The organism is uncultured Traorella sp. (assembly GCF_944327115.1).
In the GTDB taxonomy this organism is placed as follows: Bacteria; Bacillota_I; Bacilli_A; order Erysipelotrichales; family Erysipelotrichaceae; genus Traorella.
Genome location: NZ_CALVGS010000091.1, coordinates 1 through 16,663, shown reverse-complemented (window position 1 = coordinate 16,663; position 16,663 = coordinate 1). Strand labels below are relative to the sequence as shown.

The 16,663-nt window shown below is 40.0% G+C and carries 17 protein-coding genes; 11 read left to right on the top strand and 6 right to left on the bottom strand.

Features of this window, described 5'->3' with window-relative positions; translation table 11 throughout:
* Window positions 1-35 precede the first annotated feature (35 nt).
* Genes Q0K35_RS08355 through Q0K35_RS08345 form a run of 3 tightly spaced genes read right to left on the bottom strand, consistent with a single transcriptional unit; the run spans window position 36 to window position 2,168 of the window.
* Window positions 36-923, bottom strand: coding sequence for an ABC transporter ATP-binding protein (locus Q0K35_RS08355; protein ID WP_294562210.1), 888 nt, complete (start codon window positions 921-923; stop codon window positions 36-38).
* Window positions 899-1,636 carry a hypothetical protein gene (locus Q0K35_RS08350; protein ID WP_294562209.1) on the bottom strand — a complete coding sequence of 246 codons (738 nt, stop codon included), beginning with the start codon at window positions 1,634-1,636 and terminating at the stop codon, window positions 899-901. The genes Q0K35_RS08355 and Q0K35_RS08350 overlap by 25 nt, the downstream gene beginning before the upstream one ends.
* Window positions 1,614-2,168: an RNA polymerase sigma factor gene (locus Q0K35_RS08345; protein WP_294562208.1), complete on the bottom strand. Its 555-nt coding sequence runs from the start codon at window positions 2,166-2,168 to the stop codon at window positions 1,614-1,616. The genes Q0K35_RS08350 and Q0K35_RS08345 overlap by 23 nt, the downstream gene beginning before the upstream one ends.
* A 135-nt stretch (window positions 2,169-2,303) precedes the next feature.
* Here Q0K35_RS08345 and Q0K35_RS08340 point away from each other — a divergent pair, with 135 nt between their 5' ends.
* Window positions 2,304-3,032 (top strand): HAD-IB family hydrolase, encoded by a 729-nt coding sequence (locus Q0K35_RS08340; protein ID WP_294562207.1) that lies wholly within the window; start codon window positions 2,304-2,306, stop codon window positions 3,030-3,032.
* A 65-nt stretch (window positions 3,033-3,097) separates the two neighbouring features.
* Here Q0K35_RS08340 and Q0K35_RS08335 read toward each other — a convergent pair whose 3' ends face one another.
* Both Q0K35_RS08335 and Q0K35_RS08330 read right to left on the bottom strand, forming a co-directional pair.
* A complete protein-coding gene (locus Q0K35_RS08335) occupies window positions 3,098-4,339 on the bottom strand; it encodes an aminotransferase class I/II-fold pyridoxal phosphate-dependent enzyme (protein ID WP_294562206.1) in 1,242 nt (413 codons plus the stop codon).
* 1 nt (window position 4,340) lies between these two features.
* Complete coding sequence (locus Q0K35_RS08330) at window positions 4,341-5,414, bottom strand: prephenate dehydratase domain-containing protein (protein WP_294562205.1); 1,074 nt, start codon at window positions 5,412-5,414, stop codon at window positions 4,341-4,343.
* Between the two features lie 303 nt (window positions 5,415-5,717).
* On the opposite strand from Q0K35_RS08330, the gene aroB reads away from it, so the two are divergent.
* From aroB to feoB, 10 genes are all read left to right on the top strand, one after another.
* The gene (gene aroB, locus Q0K35_RS08325; RefSeq protein WP_294562204.1) at window positions 5,718-6,746 is read left to right on the top strand and encodes a 3-dehydroquinate synthase; all 1,029 of its coding nucleotides are present in this window, start codon (window positions 5,718-5,720) and stop codon (window positions 6,744-6,746) included.
* A complete protein-coding gene (gene aroC / locus Q0K35_RS08320; RefSeq protein ID WP_294562203.1) occupies window positions 6,743-7,828 on the top strand; it encodes a chorismate synthase in 1,086 nt (361 codons plus the stop codon). Before aroB ends, aroC begins: the two co-directional genes overlap by 4 nt.
* Complete coding sequence (locus tag Q0K35_RS08315) at window positions 7,825-9,066, top strand: shikimate kinase (protein ID WP_294562202.1); 1,242 nt, start codon at window positions 7,825-7,827, stop codon at window positions 9,064-9,066. Before aroC ends, Q0K35_RS08315 begins: the two co-directional genes overlap by 4 nt.
* Entirely contained in the window at window positions 9,047-9,493 is a 447-nt protein-coding gene (gene aroQ, locus Q0K35_RS08310) for a type II 3-dehydroquinate dehydratase (protein WP_294562201.1), read from the top strand. The genes Q0K35_RS08315 and aroQ overlap by 20 nt, the downstream gene beginning before the upstream one ends.
* A gap of 5 nt (window positions 9,494-9,498) precedes the next feature.
* Window positions 9,499-10,515, top strand: a complete 1,017-nt coding sequence (gene aroF / locus Q0K35_RS08305) for a 3-deoxy-7-phosphoheptulonate synthase (RefSeq protein ID WP_294562200.1) — start codon at window positions 9,499-9,501, stop codon at window positions 10,513-10,515.
* Window positions 10,516-10,517: 2 nt separating this feature from the next.
* On the top strand, window positions 10,518-11,534 hold the full coding sequence (gene aroF / locus Q0K35_RS08300; RefSeq protein WP_294562198.1) for a 3-deoxy-7-phosphoheptulonate synthase: 1,017 nt from the start codon (window positions 10,518-10,520) through the stop codon (window positions 11,532-11,534).
* On the top strand, window positions 11,534-12,799 hold the full coding sequence (gene aroA, locus Q0K35_RS08295) for a 3-phosphoshikimate 1-carboxyvinyltransferase (protein WP_294562197.1): 1,266 nt from the start codon (window positions 11,534-11,536) through the stop codon (window positions 12,797-12,799). Before aroF (Q0K35_RS08300) ends, aroA begins: the two co-directional genes overlap by 1 nt.
* Window positions 12,789-13,634 (top strand): prephenate dehydrogenase, encoded by an 846-nt coding sequence (locus Q0K35_RS08290; RefSeq protein WP_365936220.1) that lies wholly within the window; start codon window positions 12,789-12,791, stop codon window positions 13,632-13,634. The genes aroA and Q0K35_RS08290 overlap by 11 nt, the downstream gene beginning before the upstream one ends.
* A gap of 99 nt (window positions 13,635-13,733) precedes the next feature.
* Window positions 13,734-13,958: a FeoA family protein gene (locus Q0K35_RS08285; RefSeq protein WP_294562193.1), complete on the top strand. Its 225-nt coding sequence runs from the start codon at window positions 13,734-13,736 to the stop codon at window positions 13,956-13,958.
* On the top strand, window positions 13,955-15,955 hold the full coding sequence (gene feoB / locus Q0K35_RS08280) for a ferrous iron transport protein B (protein ID WP_294562192.1): 2,001 nt from the start codon (window positions 13,955-13,957) through the stop codon (window positions 15,953-15,955). Before Q0K35_RS08285 ends, feoB begins: the two co-directional genes overlap by 4 nt.
* 24 nt (window positions 15,956-15,979) lie before the next feature.
* On the opposite strand, the gene Q0K35_RS08275 is transcribed toward feoB, so the two are convergent.
* Window positions 15,980-16,522 carry a hypothetical protein gene (locus tag Q0K35_RS08275; RefSeq protein ID WP_294562191.1) on the bottom strand — a complete coding sequence of 181 codons (543 nt, stop codon included), beginning with the start codon at window positions 16,520-16,522 and terminating at the stop codon, window positions 15,980-15,982.
* Window positions 16,523-16,663 lie beyond the last annotated feature (141 nt).

Below are 16,663 nucleotides of genomic sequence, written 5' to 3'. Positions count from 1 at the left end.
ATTCATTTTCCCTTCATACCTGCTCTATCTTCCGTTTATAATTGATCACTCAGACGTTCCATGGCTTCATCCTGAAAATGATATAAATAAAGATCATCTAATCCAGGTTCTACTGCCTTTGCATTTTCAAGCGGTTTATCTGAAACGATCCGTAAAATATATTCATCCTGATGTTTCTTCACATTGACAACGATATGATTCATCATATATTCTTCTGCCTGTTTTCGATTACAGCTTGCTTCAAACACTTTATTTTCCATTTCCAAGAGAAGCTTTTCCGGCTCATCATAATATAATACTTTTCCTTTTTTCATTAAAATAATCTGATCGGCAATAGATTCAACATCACTGACGATATGTGTCGACAGTAAGACGATGGCTTCTTCACCAATACGGGAGATCATATTTCGTAACACGATCCTTTCCTTTGGATCAAGACCTGCTGTCGGTTCATCCAAAATCAAAATCTTTGGCTCATTTAATAAAGCCTGCGCAATTCCTACTCTTCTTAACATGCCTCCCGACAAGCTTTTTATCTTTGCCTTTCTTTTATCTTCTAGGTTTAGCTTTATTAATAGCTCATCGATCTTCTTTTTATAAAATTCTTTCTTCAATCCTTTGACCACACTCATATATTCTAAAAATTCCTGTATGGTGAACGACGGATAAAAACCAAGATGTTGAGGCATGTAACCTAAGTTTGTCACATAGCTGTCATAATTTTTTAAAATTTCCTGACCATCATAATAAACATGACCCGTTGTTGGCGGCAGAATACCACAGATCATTTTCATCATCGTTGTCTTACCGCTGCCATTGGCTCCTAAAAGACCAATGACCCCTTTATTCAACTTTAGATCAACATGATCAACGGCCACTGTTTTTGAATACTGTTTTGTTAATCCTTCAAGAATGAGTTCCATAAGTTATTTCCTTTCCCAATTGAAATTCGTGCTGAATGAACATAAATACCAAGGCAATATAAACCAAAAGATAATAAAAGAAGTAATAAAATAAGTTGATTGCTGACAAATCTTACTTCTTCAAATTTTAGAACAGTCAGTATAAGCAAGTAACTGCAGGCATACGTAATGATCACGACCGTCTTATTTACGATCCAGTCAATGACCAATAAGGCAATACCACTTATAAAATAAAGGGGAATCAAGCTGTATAAAAGTGCAGGAAGAAACAAAAAGTTATTTTGTACGCAAAGGATCGCATTCAAAAATAACGTACATATAATGCTGACAAGAAGATAAATGTTAGATTTATAGACAAAGATCTTCGAAGAGTTATACTTGACGCTTTTTAAAAGTTCTTCCATTCCAATGATGCTTCCATGCATATAATCATATAAGGTCAGCGTACCTAAGACACCCACATTCAACAGGCAAATACTGTAATTATTCATAGGCTGTACCATTGAAATAAAGCAGAAGAACAGCGTTGACAGAATCGACAAGCCACAAAATTTCATACTTTCCATCTTGAAAAAGCTAAACCAGATCTGATGCGTGTTTTCTTCATACATGACTTTCCGCTTGGAAAGCTTCAGCTTCGAAAGCTCGATCGTTTTTTTCATATGCTCTTCATCAATTTCAATAAACTGCTTATATTTCGCTTTTTCTTTCATTCAATCTGCCTCCTTTCATCAATTCTTCTAATTTCATCAATGCCTGCCGATGTCTTGACTTAGCGGTTGACTCCGGTATCTTTAATATATCCGCAATATCCTTAAATTTCATTTCATGATAATAACGAAGAATGATGATTTCCCGGGAAATTTCACTTAACTGCGAGATATACTGCATCATCATATCCCGATCAGCGTTTTTCATGGCGATCGTATGCGGATCTTCTGCCATCGCAATCCTTGATTCATCGAGTTCCTGATCATCTAAATAATTCAAACTCTTATAATAGTTATTGGCAAGGTTAATGCCGATACGAAACAGATAATTACGCAGCTTATCCTCTTCATTGTAGCGATCGATATTTTCCACAAACTTTAAGAATACCTCTTGGGTAATATCCTTTGCCCGATCACTTTGTTTCATTTTACGGTACAGAAAAGCATACACCTGTGGATACATTTCTGTAATGATCGTTTCCAGTGCTTCCTGATTGCCATTTTTGATTTGTAGGATAAGTTTTCGTCTGTTCATATTGGCTCCTTCACCTATATAACAATTCTATCATGAAAAAAGTTTGGTTTTTTCTGAATTTTTGTCAAAAAAAATGAAGCTTTACTTCATCTGTCAAAGTTGATAAGATAGTATCTAATAAGTGAGGTGTCATACATGGGAAAAATTGCGGCTTTTTTTGATATTGACGGGACTTTGTACCGTGAAGGATTGATTACTGAAGTGTTTAAAAAATTTATTACACATGAATTGGTCGATGAAAGTCTTTGGCATGATGAAGTAAAACCAACTTTTATGAAATATGATCGCCGTCAGGGAGAATATGATGATTATCTTAATAAGATGGTCGATATTTATAAAGCAACGCTCATTGGTTTATCCAATGAACATATCTTACATATTGCTGATACGGTCATCAGACAAAAAGGGGAACGTGTTTATACGTTTACCCGTGACGAGATCCTCCATCATAAAAAAGAAGGACATCTCGTATTTGCCGTTTCCGGATCACCTATTGAATTAGTGGAAGCCATGGCCCGTAAATATGAATTTACCGATTGCAGAGGCACGATCTATGTGACAGATGAGCATGGACGTTATACCGGTGAAGTGATTCCGATGTGGGATCATAAAAGCAAGAAGAAAGCGATCTTAGAGCTTGTTAAGGATTATGATATTGATTTGAGTCAAAGCTATGCCTATGGAGATACCACCGGTGATTTTACGATGTTTGAGCTGGTTGGACACCCTTATGCCATCAACCCTACAAAAGAGTTATTAGAAAAAATAAAAGCTTCTGAAGAAGTAGCAAAGAAGATATCGATCATCGTAGAAAGAAAAAATGTCATCTATCAGATGAATGAAAGTAACTTGAAGCATTTATAATTAAAAATTCACGTGAATTCTTCTTATAAGAAATTCACGTGAATTTTCATTTGCATTTTTATTTATTATATGGTATGTGCCTGATCCAGTAAGGTCTTCATCTTCAAAGCCAATCCTTTGGTCTTTTCAACGCTTAATGAACAGATACCTACACGGATGCCTTTATTGACTTGAACGGTGAAAATATGATGTTCCATCAAAAGGGCATGATATTTTTCCTTCAGATCATTGTCTTCAATCTTGATCGTGACAAAGACGCCTTCCTTATATTGATATACCGGCAATCCACACGCTTTGGCTTCATCCATGAAGATAGAGCTTCTCTTCTTCAATAGATCGATATATTCTTTTTTCTCATTCAAAAATTCTTCTTTATGATCTTTTACCACATTGACAAAATTGATCATGGCGGCATTATTAACATTGCTCCAAAGGGCACGGGCACTCTTTTCAAAAACAATTTCAGCTTCACGTACACTTTCCTTCGAATGAGCACAGATCACGGCCGCACCACAGCGCAATCCATAACTGGTCAGCGTCTTGGAACAGCTCATGGCAATTACTGCCATGACCTGATCGCTCATATTTTCAAATTCACGCATATAATCTCTTGAATGTTCAAGATCATAAGAATAATCAATATAAGCAATATCATTTAAGATGATACATGGGGTTGTCTTGGCTGTTTCATTGAGAAAGGCAATCAATTCATGCCATTCTTCTTTTGTCATCGTATAACCTGTCGGATTGTGACAAGGATCATTGATGACCACAACGATACGATTCTGTTTGCCAACTAAAGCATTGACCTGTTGTTTCAAAGAATTCAAATTAAAATGATCTCCCTCAAACATCTCATAAGTGACTGCTTTTAACTGTTTATCCTTTGCCATCAAAGCATAGCTTCCCCATGCGATATCCGGCAGGATCACCGTTTCATTGGTTTCCAGAAATTCACTCATCACTAAGGAAACAGCACCTGTACCGCCCGGTGTTGCGATCACGCTGCTCTCCAGATGGACATTACCCTGACCCAGCGTCCACTCTTTCACCAGTTCTCTGAAATCCGGATTGCCTCTGAAGCTTTCGGCATAGGCAGCTTTCTTGGCATCCGGAATCTGATCGAAGCTTCTAAATACGCTCTCATAAGCCACGATATGACCATCTTCATCATATAAAGAACCTATGGTCGCATCAACGACATTTTCTTCTCCAATTTTTTCTTTTGCCTCTTTTGCTTTCGCAACGATCGCAAACACTGTATCTACGATTGGTTTTTTGTCAGCACTTTCTTTGATAAAATTCATTTCAGCTCTCTCCTTTCACACATCCGATAACTTTTAACTGTTCACAATGCTTTTCACATTCCTTAAAACACTCACGAATCCGCTCATCCGCAATATCTCCTTCAATCTCAACATAGAAATAATACTGCCACGACCGATTTCGACATGCTCTTGATTTGATGCTTGTCATGTTCAAGGAATAATCGGCGATGATCTGCATGATCTTTGCCAACGCACCTGATTCATGATTCACCGTAAACATGATCATGATCAGATCGCTGGACTTCAGACATTCATTTTCAATGACAATGAAGCGGGTCACATTATCACTGCTGGAATTGATGTTTTCCATCAAGATCTCCAAGCCATATTCCTCAGCACTTTCCCTAGCTGCAATCGCCCCAATACTTGGATCACCACATTCACTGACATATCGTGCCGCTAATGCGGTATTGGCATAAGGAATCAGTTCAAAATCAAACGGTTTCAGCGTTTGGGCACATTGCTCCAACGCCTGAAGCTTTGAATACACCTTTTTAATATCACTTAACCTGCTTCCTTTGATCCCCATCAGATTCTGATCGACCTTAAGATCATAAAAAGAAGTAATCTTCACATCATATTTATATAATAAATCAAAAACCTCTCCAACTTCACCCGTCGTTGAATTTTCAAAAGGCAAGACACCTTTTTCAATTTCATGATGGATAACCCCTAAGATAACATCTTCAAAACGAGGATAGCTTTTCTGCTGACCGCTGGGAAACAGGCGTGAAGTGGCAATCTGGCCAAAAGCTCCTCTGACTCCCTGATAACCATAAATTCCTCGATGCAATATCGCATTCTGATATTCTTTGGAAATACGCATCATCTGGACCAGACAATCACTAAAATACGGCTTTAATTTTTCATCATGAAGGTTAGCAAGATTTCTTTCAATCACCTGTTTTTCTCTTGCACCGTCATAAATCGGAAGATCATGTTTCATCTTATAATTGATAACTTCTTCGACAGCCTTCATACGTTTTTCAAAACTTTCCGCAATCATCCGATCCGCTTCATTAATTTTTATTCGTGCCTTCTCTAATTCGTTCATAGTCACCTCATTGTTCTTATTATAGCACGATTTAAAAGAGAGTAGCATTCATTTTCATGAATCATGCAGATATCATGAAAATACAAATAGTGTTTCATGAAACTCATGATATTTCTTTCAAAAGGGACTTGATTTTATATAAAAAAACGAGTAAACTAAAGCCATGAATAGATTAAGACAGGCATCTTGCTTTTACTTTTATCGTTAAGCCCCTAAACAAGCCAATTCATTGATTGGTACTTTTGTTTATATGGGGCATGCGGCATCAGTTAAGTGATGCCTTTTTTATTCATCGGGGGTCATATGATGGAATTTACAGTACAGCTTAAAGACGCGTCAAGTCGTGTCATTATCGAAAGAAAAAGTCATCTTCATTTAAAGGATTATATTGATTTTAACTGTAAGGTCTTTGTGATCAGTGATACACAGATACCTCATTCTTTAAAAAAAGAAGTCATGGATCAATTAGAAAATGCCATTTTAATTGAAGTAGCGGAGGGTGAGGTTTCCAAAAGCTTTGAAACCTATCAGATGCTTTTAGAAAAACTGCTTTCCCTTGATTTTTCCAGAAAGGATATGGTGCTTGCCCTGGGAGGCGGTGTCATCGGTGATCTTGCCGGTTTTGTGGCAGGAACTTATAAAAGAGGTTGCCGCTTTGTTTCGATTCCGACTACAACACTTTCTCAGATTGATTCAAGCATCGGCGGTAAGGTCGCTATCAATTTAAATGGTATTAAAAATTGTGTGGGATGCTTCTATCATCCTGAAACAGTGATCGTGGATGTTGATACGCTGAAAACCTTATCGAAGCGGCATTTCTATAATGGTCTGGTAGAAGCTTTGAAAGCCGGATGTATCCAGGATCCTGTCATTTTTGATTTGTTTAAGGAGCATATCGAAGAAATTGATGTGGAGAGTCCTTATCTGGAAGAAATCATCGAGCGCTCTTTACTGATGAAAAAACGAGTTGTCGAAGAAGATGAAAAGGAACAACATATACGTAAGATCTTAAATTTCGGACATACGATCGGTCATGCAATCGAAAGCTTATATCATCTGCATGATTATTATCATGGGGAATGTGTTGCCAATGGGATGGTCATGATCGAAGATAATGAACAGATTCGGAATGATCTCATAACGATTCTTAAAAAAATGAATATTCCTTTTGTAACTTCTTTAGATGAAGAAGCCTGTATTCGCTTTATCAAGAATGATAAGAAGGCAAAGGGTGATGAAATTGATGTCGTCAAAGTAAATGAGCTGGGCAAAGCTGTCATTGAAAGAATCAGGATCGATGAGCTTCGCCCATATATTAGGAGGACCTTATGAAAAGTGTCATTGGAAAAAATATAACGATTGCTTTATATGGCGAAAGCCACTGTGAAGCAATGGGAGTCGTGATCGATGGACTTCCTGCCGGAATCACTATTGATTCTGCATTCATTCAGGCACAGCTAGAAAAACGCAAGCCTAAGGGAAAGATATCGACCCAGCGCCATGAAGCGGATGATTTTAAAATAACCAGCGGTGTTTTCAATGGTTTTACGACAGGGACACCTATACATATCGAGATCGAAAATAAAAACCAGCGCAGCAAGGACTATCATCCTGAGCTGCCTCGTCCCAGCCATGCCGATTATGTTGCCCACATCAAGTATAAGGGCTATGAGGATTATCGGGGCGGCGGACATTTTTCAGGAAGGCTGACAGCACCTTTAGTGGCTGCCGGAGCAATTGCCTTGGATCTTTTAAAAAGAAAGAATATTCTGGTCGGTACCCATATCTTGCAATGTCAGGAAATCAAAGATCGTTCTTTTCAGGATCATGCTTCAGATATAGAAAAATGTAATTCATTGGATTTTGCGACATTGGATGATCATGTTGGTCAGCAGATGGTCCGGCGCATCGAAGAAATTGCGAAAGATCATGACAGTGTAGGGGGAATCCTGGAAAGCTGTGTCTTAAATATGCCGGTGGGCGTCGGTGAGCCTTTCTTTCATTCGATCGAAAGTCAGCTGAGCCAGTATCTTTTTTCGATCCCTGCCGTAAAAGGCATTGAATTTGGCTTGGGCTTTGATTTTGTCAATCACAAGGGCAGTGAGGTCAATGATGAATGGCAGATCAAAGATGATCAAGTAACAACAAGGACGAATCATAATGGCGGCATCAATGGCGGTATTTCCAATGGCATGCCGATCATGGTCAAATTGGTGATCAAACCGACATCTTCCATCTTCAAGCCGCAAAACACGGTTAATCTGGATACGATGGAAAATGATACCCTGACATTGACAGGTCGCCACGATCCTGCTATCTTCCATCGTGCCAGAGTCGTTGTAGACAGCATGATTGCCTTGGCACTTCTTGATTTGTGCGTCGAACATTACGGAGAGGAGTGGCTGTGCGCATGAAGGTAGGACTTATCGGTGAAAAGCTGGGTCACAGCTTCTCGAAGATCATTCATGAACAGATTGCTCCTTACCATTATGATCTGATTCCTTTGAATGAAGATGAATTCCATCGTTTTATGAAAGAAAAAAACTTTGATGCCATCAATGTCACGATTCCTTATAAAGAAAAGGTAATCGAATATTGTGATGAAATTGATGAAAAAGCCAGAAAGATCCATGCAGTAAATGCCATAAAAAATGTCAACGGCAAACTGATTGCGACAAACACCGATTTTGACGGCTTAAAAAGGATGATCGAACATCATTTTAATATTCAAAATAAAGTTGTCGCTATCTGCGGCAGCGGTGGTACGAGCAAAACAGCTTATGCTGTCTGTGAAGCACTAAACGTGAAAGAAATCATTCAGGTGGCAAGAAACCGAACTGCTCCTTATATCTCCTATGATCAGATGAAAAAGCGCAGCGATATCCAGATCATCTTGAATACGACAAGTGTGGGCATGAGCCCGGATATCCTTTCACAGATTGTTGATCTTAATGATTTTGAAAGCTGTGAAGGAGTCATTGATGTCGTTTATAATCCTTTGCTTACTGCTTTATGTTATCAGGCAAAAAAGAAGCATATTCCTTATGTCAATGGATTAGAGATGCTTGTTGCCCAGGCAGTGAGCGCTGCGGAATTCTTCATTGGAGAAAAAATCGATCCTTCCAAGATCGATGTCCTAACAAGACAAATCTTTCGTGACAAGCAAAATATCGTTTTGATCGGTATGCCTGGCTGCGGAAAGACAACGCTTGGCAAAAAGCTAAGTGAAAGAATCGGCTTTGATTTTATTGATTTAGATCATGAAATTGAAAAGCTGGCACAAAGATCCATTCCCGAAATCTTTGAAGAAGGTGAAGAGGTCTTTCGTGGGCTTGAAAGTGAAGTATGTATGAAGGCCGCTAAACTGACACACCATGTGATCAGCTGCGGCGGCGGGGTCATAAAGAAAGAGATCAATATGAAAGCTTTGTCCTTAAATTCGTTGATCATTTATATCAGGCGCGATGTTGACAAGCTGGTCGTTGGCAATGGACGGCCTTTAAGTAAGGATCGTGATACGCTGTTACATATGGAACAAGAACGTGAGCCTTTTTATATAAAATATAGTGATGCTTGTGTTGAAAACAATCATCATTTAGAAGATACACTGGATAAGCTTATGGAGGTATGGAATGAAAATACTGGTGCTTAATGGGCCTAATATCAATATGCTGGGCATACGAGAAAAAGATATCTATGGCAGTGAAACTTTTGATACATTGATTCAGATGTGCTTGGAGTGCGGAAAAAAATCCGGGGTCGAGGTTGAATGTTATCAAAGCAATCATGAAGGAGATCTGGTGGATAAGATACAAGAGGCTTATGGGAAGATCGATGGTATCGTGATCAATCCCGGTGCTTATACCCATACTTCGATCGCTCTTTTGGATGCGTTAAAGGCAGTCAGCATTCCTGCCGTTGAGGTACACATTTCCAAGGTTGAAGAAAGAGAGGATTTCAGGCAGATCTCTTATGTGCGACAAGCCTGTTTCAAAACGATCAGCGGAGAAGGCATTCAGGGATATGTCAATGCCATTCATTCTTTAAAAGATAAGTTAGTGAATAACAAGGGGGATTAATTGATATGATCATCACATGTAAAAAAGGGGCGCCTCAGAGCGAAATTGATAAGATACTGCATGAATTTAAAGCCAAAGGGCTGGAGGTCAATCTGATCACAGGAACCAGCTATAATGTCTTTGGTATCGTAGGTGATACGACGATCATTGATGATCGCAGATTGATGAGCAATCCATGGGTTGAAAATGTGACCCGTGTGGCCGCTCCTTATAAGAAAGTCAACCGTTTGTTTCATCCGGAAGATACGATCGTTGATGTGGATGGCATCAAGGTTGGCGGTCATGAAAAGATCGTTGTCATTGGCGGGCCTTGCAGCGTGGAAGGATTGGATCAGATCTGTGAGCTGGCACAGGATGTCAAAGATGCCGGCGGCTGTATGCTGCGTGGGGGCGCTTATAAGCCAAGAACCTCTCCTTATGCTTTCCAAGGCTTAGGAAGTGAGGGCATCATGGATATGGTCGAAGCGAAAAGACGTACCGGACTGCCGATCGTCAGTGAGATCATGAGCGAAAACAAGATTGATGAATTTGTCAAGTATGTCGATCTGATTCAGGTAGGGGCCAGAAATATGCAGAATTTTGAGCTGTTAAAAGCTTTGGGAAAGATCAAAAAACCGATACTTCTCAAACGTGGCTTAAGCAATACGATCGAAGAGTGGCTGATGAGTGCTGAATATATCATGGCCGGCGGCAATGAAAATGTCATTCTTTGTGAAAGAGGCATCCGTACCTTTGAAAAATATACCCGCAATACCTTAGATCTGAGTGTCGTACAGATCGTAAAAAAGAAAACCCATCTGCCGATCATCATCGATCCATCGCATGCGACAGGAAGCTGGGAGTTAGTAGAAAGCATGTCACTGGCAGCCATTGCCGCTGGTGCCGATGGTTTGATCGTAGAAGTGCATCGTAATCCGGAATGCGCTTGGAGTGATGGTCAGCAGTGTTTAAAGCCGGATAAATTTAAAGCTATGATCGATAAGGCAAGAGCCATCGCACATGTAATAGGAAGGGATTTATAGTTATGATCGTTACAGTTAAGAAAAATGCTGATCCTGCACTGATCAGCGAGCTTATTCAAAGCTTTGAAAACCAAGGCTTCCAAGTCAATGATTCAGTGGGAAGCGATTATCACATTTTAGGATTGATCGGTGATACAACTTCATTAGATGAAAGAAAGATCAAAGCCAACCCCATCGTTGATGATGTTACCCGTATCGCTGCTCCTTATAAAAAAGCGAACCGTTTATTTCATCCGGAAGATACGATCATTGATGTCAACGGCATCAAAATCGGCGGACAGGAAAAGATCGTTGTCATCGGCGGTCCTTGCAGCGTTGAAGGGTTGGATCATATCTGTCAGCTGGCGCAGGATGTCAAAGATGCCGGTGCCTGTATGCTGCGCGGCGGTGCTTATAAGCCAAGAACCTCCCCTTATGCTTTTCAAGGGCTGGGAACAGAAGGCATCTTAGATATGGTAGAAGCCAGAAAACGTACCGGACTGCCCATCGTCAGTGAATTGATGGACAGTGATCAGTTAGAAGAATTTGAAGAATATGTGGATGTGATTCAGATCGGTGCCAGAAACATGCAGAATTTCTCATTATTGAAAGCTGTCGGAAAAAGTCATAAACCTATTTTATTGAAAAGAGGAATGGCCAATACGATTGAAGAATGGATCATGTCGGCGGAATATATCATGGCAAGCGGAAATCCGAATGTCATCCTCTGTGAAAGAGGCATCCGAACCTTTGAAAAATATACCCGTAATACCTTGGATCTGAGCGTCGTGCCGATCATCAAGGAAAAGACGCACCTGCCGATCATTATTGATCCTTCACATGCGACAGGAAACTGGAAATATATTGAAGCCATGTCATTGGCAGCCATTGCCGCCGGTGCTGACGGTCTGATCATTGAAGTGCATGAGCACCCTGAATGTGCATGGAGCGATGGCGCTCAGTGCCTGAAACCGGATAAATTCAAGCAGTTGATCGACAAAGCCAGAAATATCGCCCATGTAGTGGGCCGTGATCTCTAATGAAAGCGATCATTCGTCCTTCGGCATGTAAGGGCACAATCAAAATACCTCCCAGCAAAAGCATGGCTCATCGGGCCATCATCTGTGCATCACTGGCTGATGGAAAAAGTCATCTTTCCAATATTGATTATTCTATTGATATCCAGACAACGATCGATTGTATGCGCAAGCTGGGTGCCAAGATCGAATGCTTCAAAGATTCGCTTATCATTGAAGGGATATCCGATTTTACACATCTTCAGGATCATCATATCGAATGCAATGAATCCGGTTCAACACTTCGTTTTCTGATCCCGATCTTTTCACTGACTCATGAAAAGATTCTTTTTACAGGGAAAAATCGTTTATTGAAACGCCCCCAAAAAATCTATGAAGAAATTTTTACAGATATAGGTGCCCACTTTGACCAAAATGATGAACGCATCGAAATTCAGGGTGCTTTGACAAGCGGTGAATATACTCTTCAGGGAAATGTCAGCTCACAGTTTATCAGTGGCCTCTTATTTACCCTGCCTCTTTTAGAAAAAGATTCAAGGATCCATATCCTTCCCCCTTTTGAAAGTAAAAGCTACATTGATTTGACCATCCAGATGATGAAAAAATTTAATGTGCAGATTCAATGGGAAGACGATCTGACACTATTTATTCAAGGAAATCAGAAATATCAGCCAAAAGATGTTATAATTGAAGGGGATTTCTCTCAATTTGCCTTTTTTGGGGTCTTAGCTGCAATTAATTCTGAATTAGAGATCACAGGTATGGACCCTGCTTCCTTACAGGGCGATAAACAAATCTTAGATATCCTTCAGGATTTCCATGCCTGTGTAGAAGAAAAAGAAAACAGCTACCACATCAAACCATCTGCCCTTATCGCAAATGATATTGATTTAAAGAACTGCCCGGACCTGGGCCCTATCCTTTGTATCTTAGCGATGTTTTCAAAGGGCATGACCCATATTAAGAACGCTTCCCGTTTGCGTTTGAAGGAAAGCGACCGGATCGAGGCCATGATCAGTGAATGTGCTAAAATGGGTTGTTTGATCGAAGCAAGTGAGGATGAAATGATCATCCATGGCACTTATCATAAGCCTGCTCTTCCACTATCCGGCTGGAAGGATCATCGTATCGTTATGGCTTGTGCCGTTGCATTAACTATCTTAGGTGGTGAAATCGAAGGCTGTGAGGCTGTTTCAAAGAGTTATCCTACATTTTTCGAAGATTTGAGGTCAATAGGAATCGAGGTGTCAATCCATGATGAAGGATAAAAAATTTCTGATTGTCGGTCTGGGTCTTTTAGGCGGCAGCATTGCTCTTGGACTAAAAAAATGGGATCATGAAATTTATGCGATTGATATTGATCCAAATGCCATTGCCTATGGGTTGGAACACCATATCATTGATGAAGGCAGTGTCACAAATGATCCCAAGCTGATACAAAAAGCTGATGTGATCATTTCCGGACTTTATCCGACAACTTTCATAAACTGGATCAGTGATTATCAGTATTTATTTAATCCGCATACGCTTATCACAGATGTAACAGGAGTTAAAGGGGCCATCGTCTATAAGATACAAAACTTTTTACGTGAAGACTGTGAATTTATCCCGGCACATCCTATGGCCGGAAAAGAAGTCAGCGGTGTCCAATATGCCGATCCAACCATCTTTCTTCCTGCGAATCTGATCATCACACCGACAAATCAAAATACCCAGGAAGCAATTGATTTCATGATTGAATTCGGAAAAGAGCTTCGCTTTAATCATATCTGTCAATTAACCGTAGAGGAACATGACAAAATGATTGGTTATCTTTCACAGTTGACCCATGTCATTGCCGTTTCTTTGATGAATGCCAACGATTCCACACATTTAAAAGAATATACCGGAGATTCTTTTAGAGATCTTACAAGGATTGCCAAGATCAATGAAAATCTATGGACAGAATTATTTCTATTAAATAAAGAAAATCTGATCAATGAAATCGAATGTTTTGTCAATGAGGTCAATGATTTCAAAGATGCACTTGAAAAAGAAGACATCGACAAGATGAAGCAAAAATTCATTACATCCACTCAGAGAAGAAAATATTTTGATAATTAAAGCATAGTTAGCTATGCTTTTTTTGATATCCTCTTGACTTTCTATCTCTTCGTAGTATTATAATTCTGTTAGATTTGGTTAACAAGAAGGAGGATAGTCATGACTTTAGATGAATTAGAAGTCGGTGAAGAAGCAATCATCACCGCAGTAAATGGCGAAGGGGCCTTACGCAGACATCTTCTGGGAATGGGTTGTATCCCTAAGACGAAGGTCCAGCTACATAAGGTCGCGCCAATGAAGGATCCTATTGAAATACGTTTACGTGGTTATCTTCTAACTTTACGAGTAGAAGACGCTAAAAATATCGAGGTGAGCAAACTATGAATTTTGCACTGATCGGTAATCAGAATAGTGGTAAGACCACTTTATTTAATCAGCTTACGGGAAGTAATCAGCATGTCGGTAATTTCCCGGGTGTAACGGTTGATAAAAAGGAAGGGACAATTATCGGGCATCCCGACTGCACTTTAGTTGATTTGCCCGGTATTTATTCTTTATCACCTTATACCAATGAAGAAATCGTGACCCGTGATTATCTTATGAGCGGGGAAGTCGATTGTATCATCAATATCCTGGATGCGACGAATATCGAACGAAATCTGTATTTGACATTACAGCTGATCGAATTACAGATTCCTATGGTATTAGCTATCAACATGATGGATGAGATGAAAGCCAATGGCGGTACGATCAAGATCAACAGCTTCAAGGATATGATCGGTGTAGATTGTATTCCTATCAGCGCTGCAAAGAACGAAGGTATCAGTGATTTGATCAACTGCGTGATCCGAGTAGCGAAAGAGAAAAAACAGCCGGCCCGCCTTGATTTCTGCAGCGGAGCCGTGCATCGCTGCATTCACGGTATCTCAACGATGATCGAAGATCATGCCCAGGCGATCCATATGCCTGCCCGCTTTGCTGCCAGCAAGCTGATCGAGGGTGATAAACCTCTTGAACAGCAATTAAAGCTGACTGATAACGAAATTGATCTGATCGAACATTCAGTCAAAGAAATGGAACGTGAGTGTGATATGGATCGTGAAGCAGCGATGGCTGATATGCGTTATACCTTTATTGAAAAGCTATGCAAGGATACCGTGATCCGTGCGCATGAAAGCAAGGAATATTTACGAAGCGTGAAGATCGATGAAGTCCTGACCGGTAAATATTTTGCGATTCCCAGCTTTATATTGATCATGGCTGCTGTCTTTTACCTGACATTCGGTCCTGTCGGTTCTTTTTTAAGCGATGGCTTTGCAGCTATCATTGACAGTATCGTTGCCTTCATCTCACAGCTTTTATTGGATTATGGCTTAAATGATGTGGTCTATTCACTGATCGTTGATGGAATCTTCGTCGGTGTAAGCTCTGTCTTGAGCTTCCTTCCGGTCATCGTTGTCCTATTCTTCTTTCTTTCAATACTGGAAGACAGTGGATATATGGCACGTGTAGCCTTTATCATGGATAAGCCTTTACGTAAATTAGGACTCTCCGGAAAAAGCTTCGTTCCGATGCTGATCGGATTTGGCTGCAGTGTCCCGGCCATCATGTCAACAAGAACGCTTTCTTCCAATCGTGATCGTATCATGACAATTTTGTTGACGCCGTTCATGAGCTGTACGGCCAAAGTTCCTATTTATGCAGTATTTTCATTAGCCTTTTTCCCGGATCATGCTGCACAGGTCATGATCTTGTTATACACGACGGGTATTCTGGTCGGTATCATTGTTGCTTTTATTATGAAATCGACGATCTATAAAGGTGAGCCTATTCCCTTTGTCATGGAAATGCCGAATTACCGGCTTCCAAGTCCGAAAAGCGTTCTGTTACTGATGTGGGAAAAAGCCAAAGATTTTATCACAAGGGCATTTACGATCATCTTCTTAGGAAGCATCATCATTTGGTTCCTGCAAAACTTTGACCTGCATCTCAATCAGGTAGCTGACAGTGCTGATTCTATACTGGCACTCATCGGTCAAACGATATCTTTCATATTCAAACCATTGGGATTTGGTGACTGGCGAGCTGCAACTGCTCTTATCAGCGGCTTTACCGCAAAAGAATCGGTCGTTTCTTCATTAGCTGTTCTGCTGCAGACAACAAGCGACAATCTGCCGGCTGCTTTAGGCACCCTGTTTACTCCGGTAAGTGCTTATTCATTCCTGCTGTTTACCCTACTCTATTCACCTTGTATTGCAGCTATTGCCGCTGCCAAAAGAGAAATGGGAATCAAATATACGCTTGTGATGATCATCATGCAATGCACGATTGCATGGATCGTTGCCTTTATATTCTATCAGGCAGCTATGCTCATATTATAATCAGGGTTTAAAACCCTGTTTTTTTTAATGGATCCGGCTTAAGACTTCTTCCTTTGGCTTATCACCCAAGTAAACAATAAAAGCATTGCATCTGTTCTCTCCCATCAGATTATTCCCATCAGTCGTACAGACATTCATCTTCAATCGAATCGTTCGATCCTGAAGCTCTTTCGGCGGATCTAAATAAAAGCAAAAGCCATAACAATGTAAGACCGTATCATCCTCTATCTTCATCTTTTCCTCATGATACATTTCAAAAGCTTCTTCCAATTCGCTTGGAACCATCTCATCTTCTTTCGGCGGATGCATCTTTAACTGTACAGCAACTACGATCCTATGCTTCTTTTCAATATTCGGACTATGTGCCACCACACAAAAATCATAATTTTCCGCACATCCTTCTTCACCTTTTTTGATGATCCTGTCTATGTATTTCTCCATGACATCCTCAAAATACAGATCCTTAAATTCATCCAAATGTTCACACAACAGTGCAGCGATACATTCCTTCTGCATGAATGTTACGCAAGAAAGTTTTAAAACAATTTCTTCAGTAAAATTTTTCATAATATTCCTCCTACTATTTTATATCCACTAAAACTTCATTTCGCCCAATTATTTTTTAAATTTTTTAAAAAAAATAATAATACAATCATTCAACCAATGGTTGAAACGATGATTTCAACTAACAAGTTATTGGCAAATAAG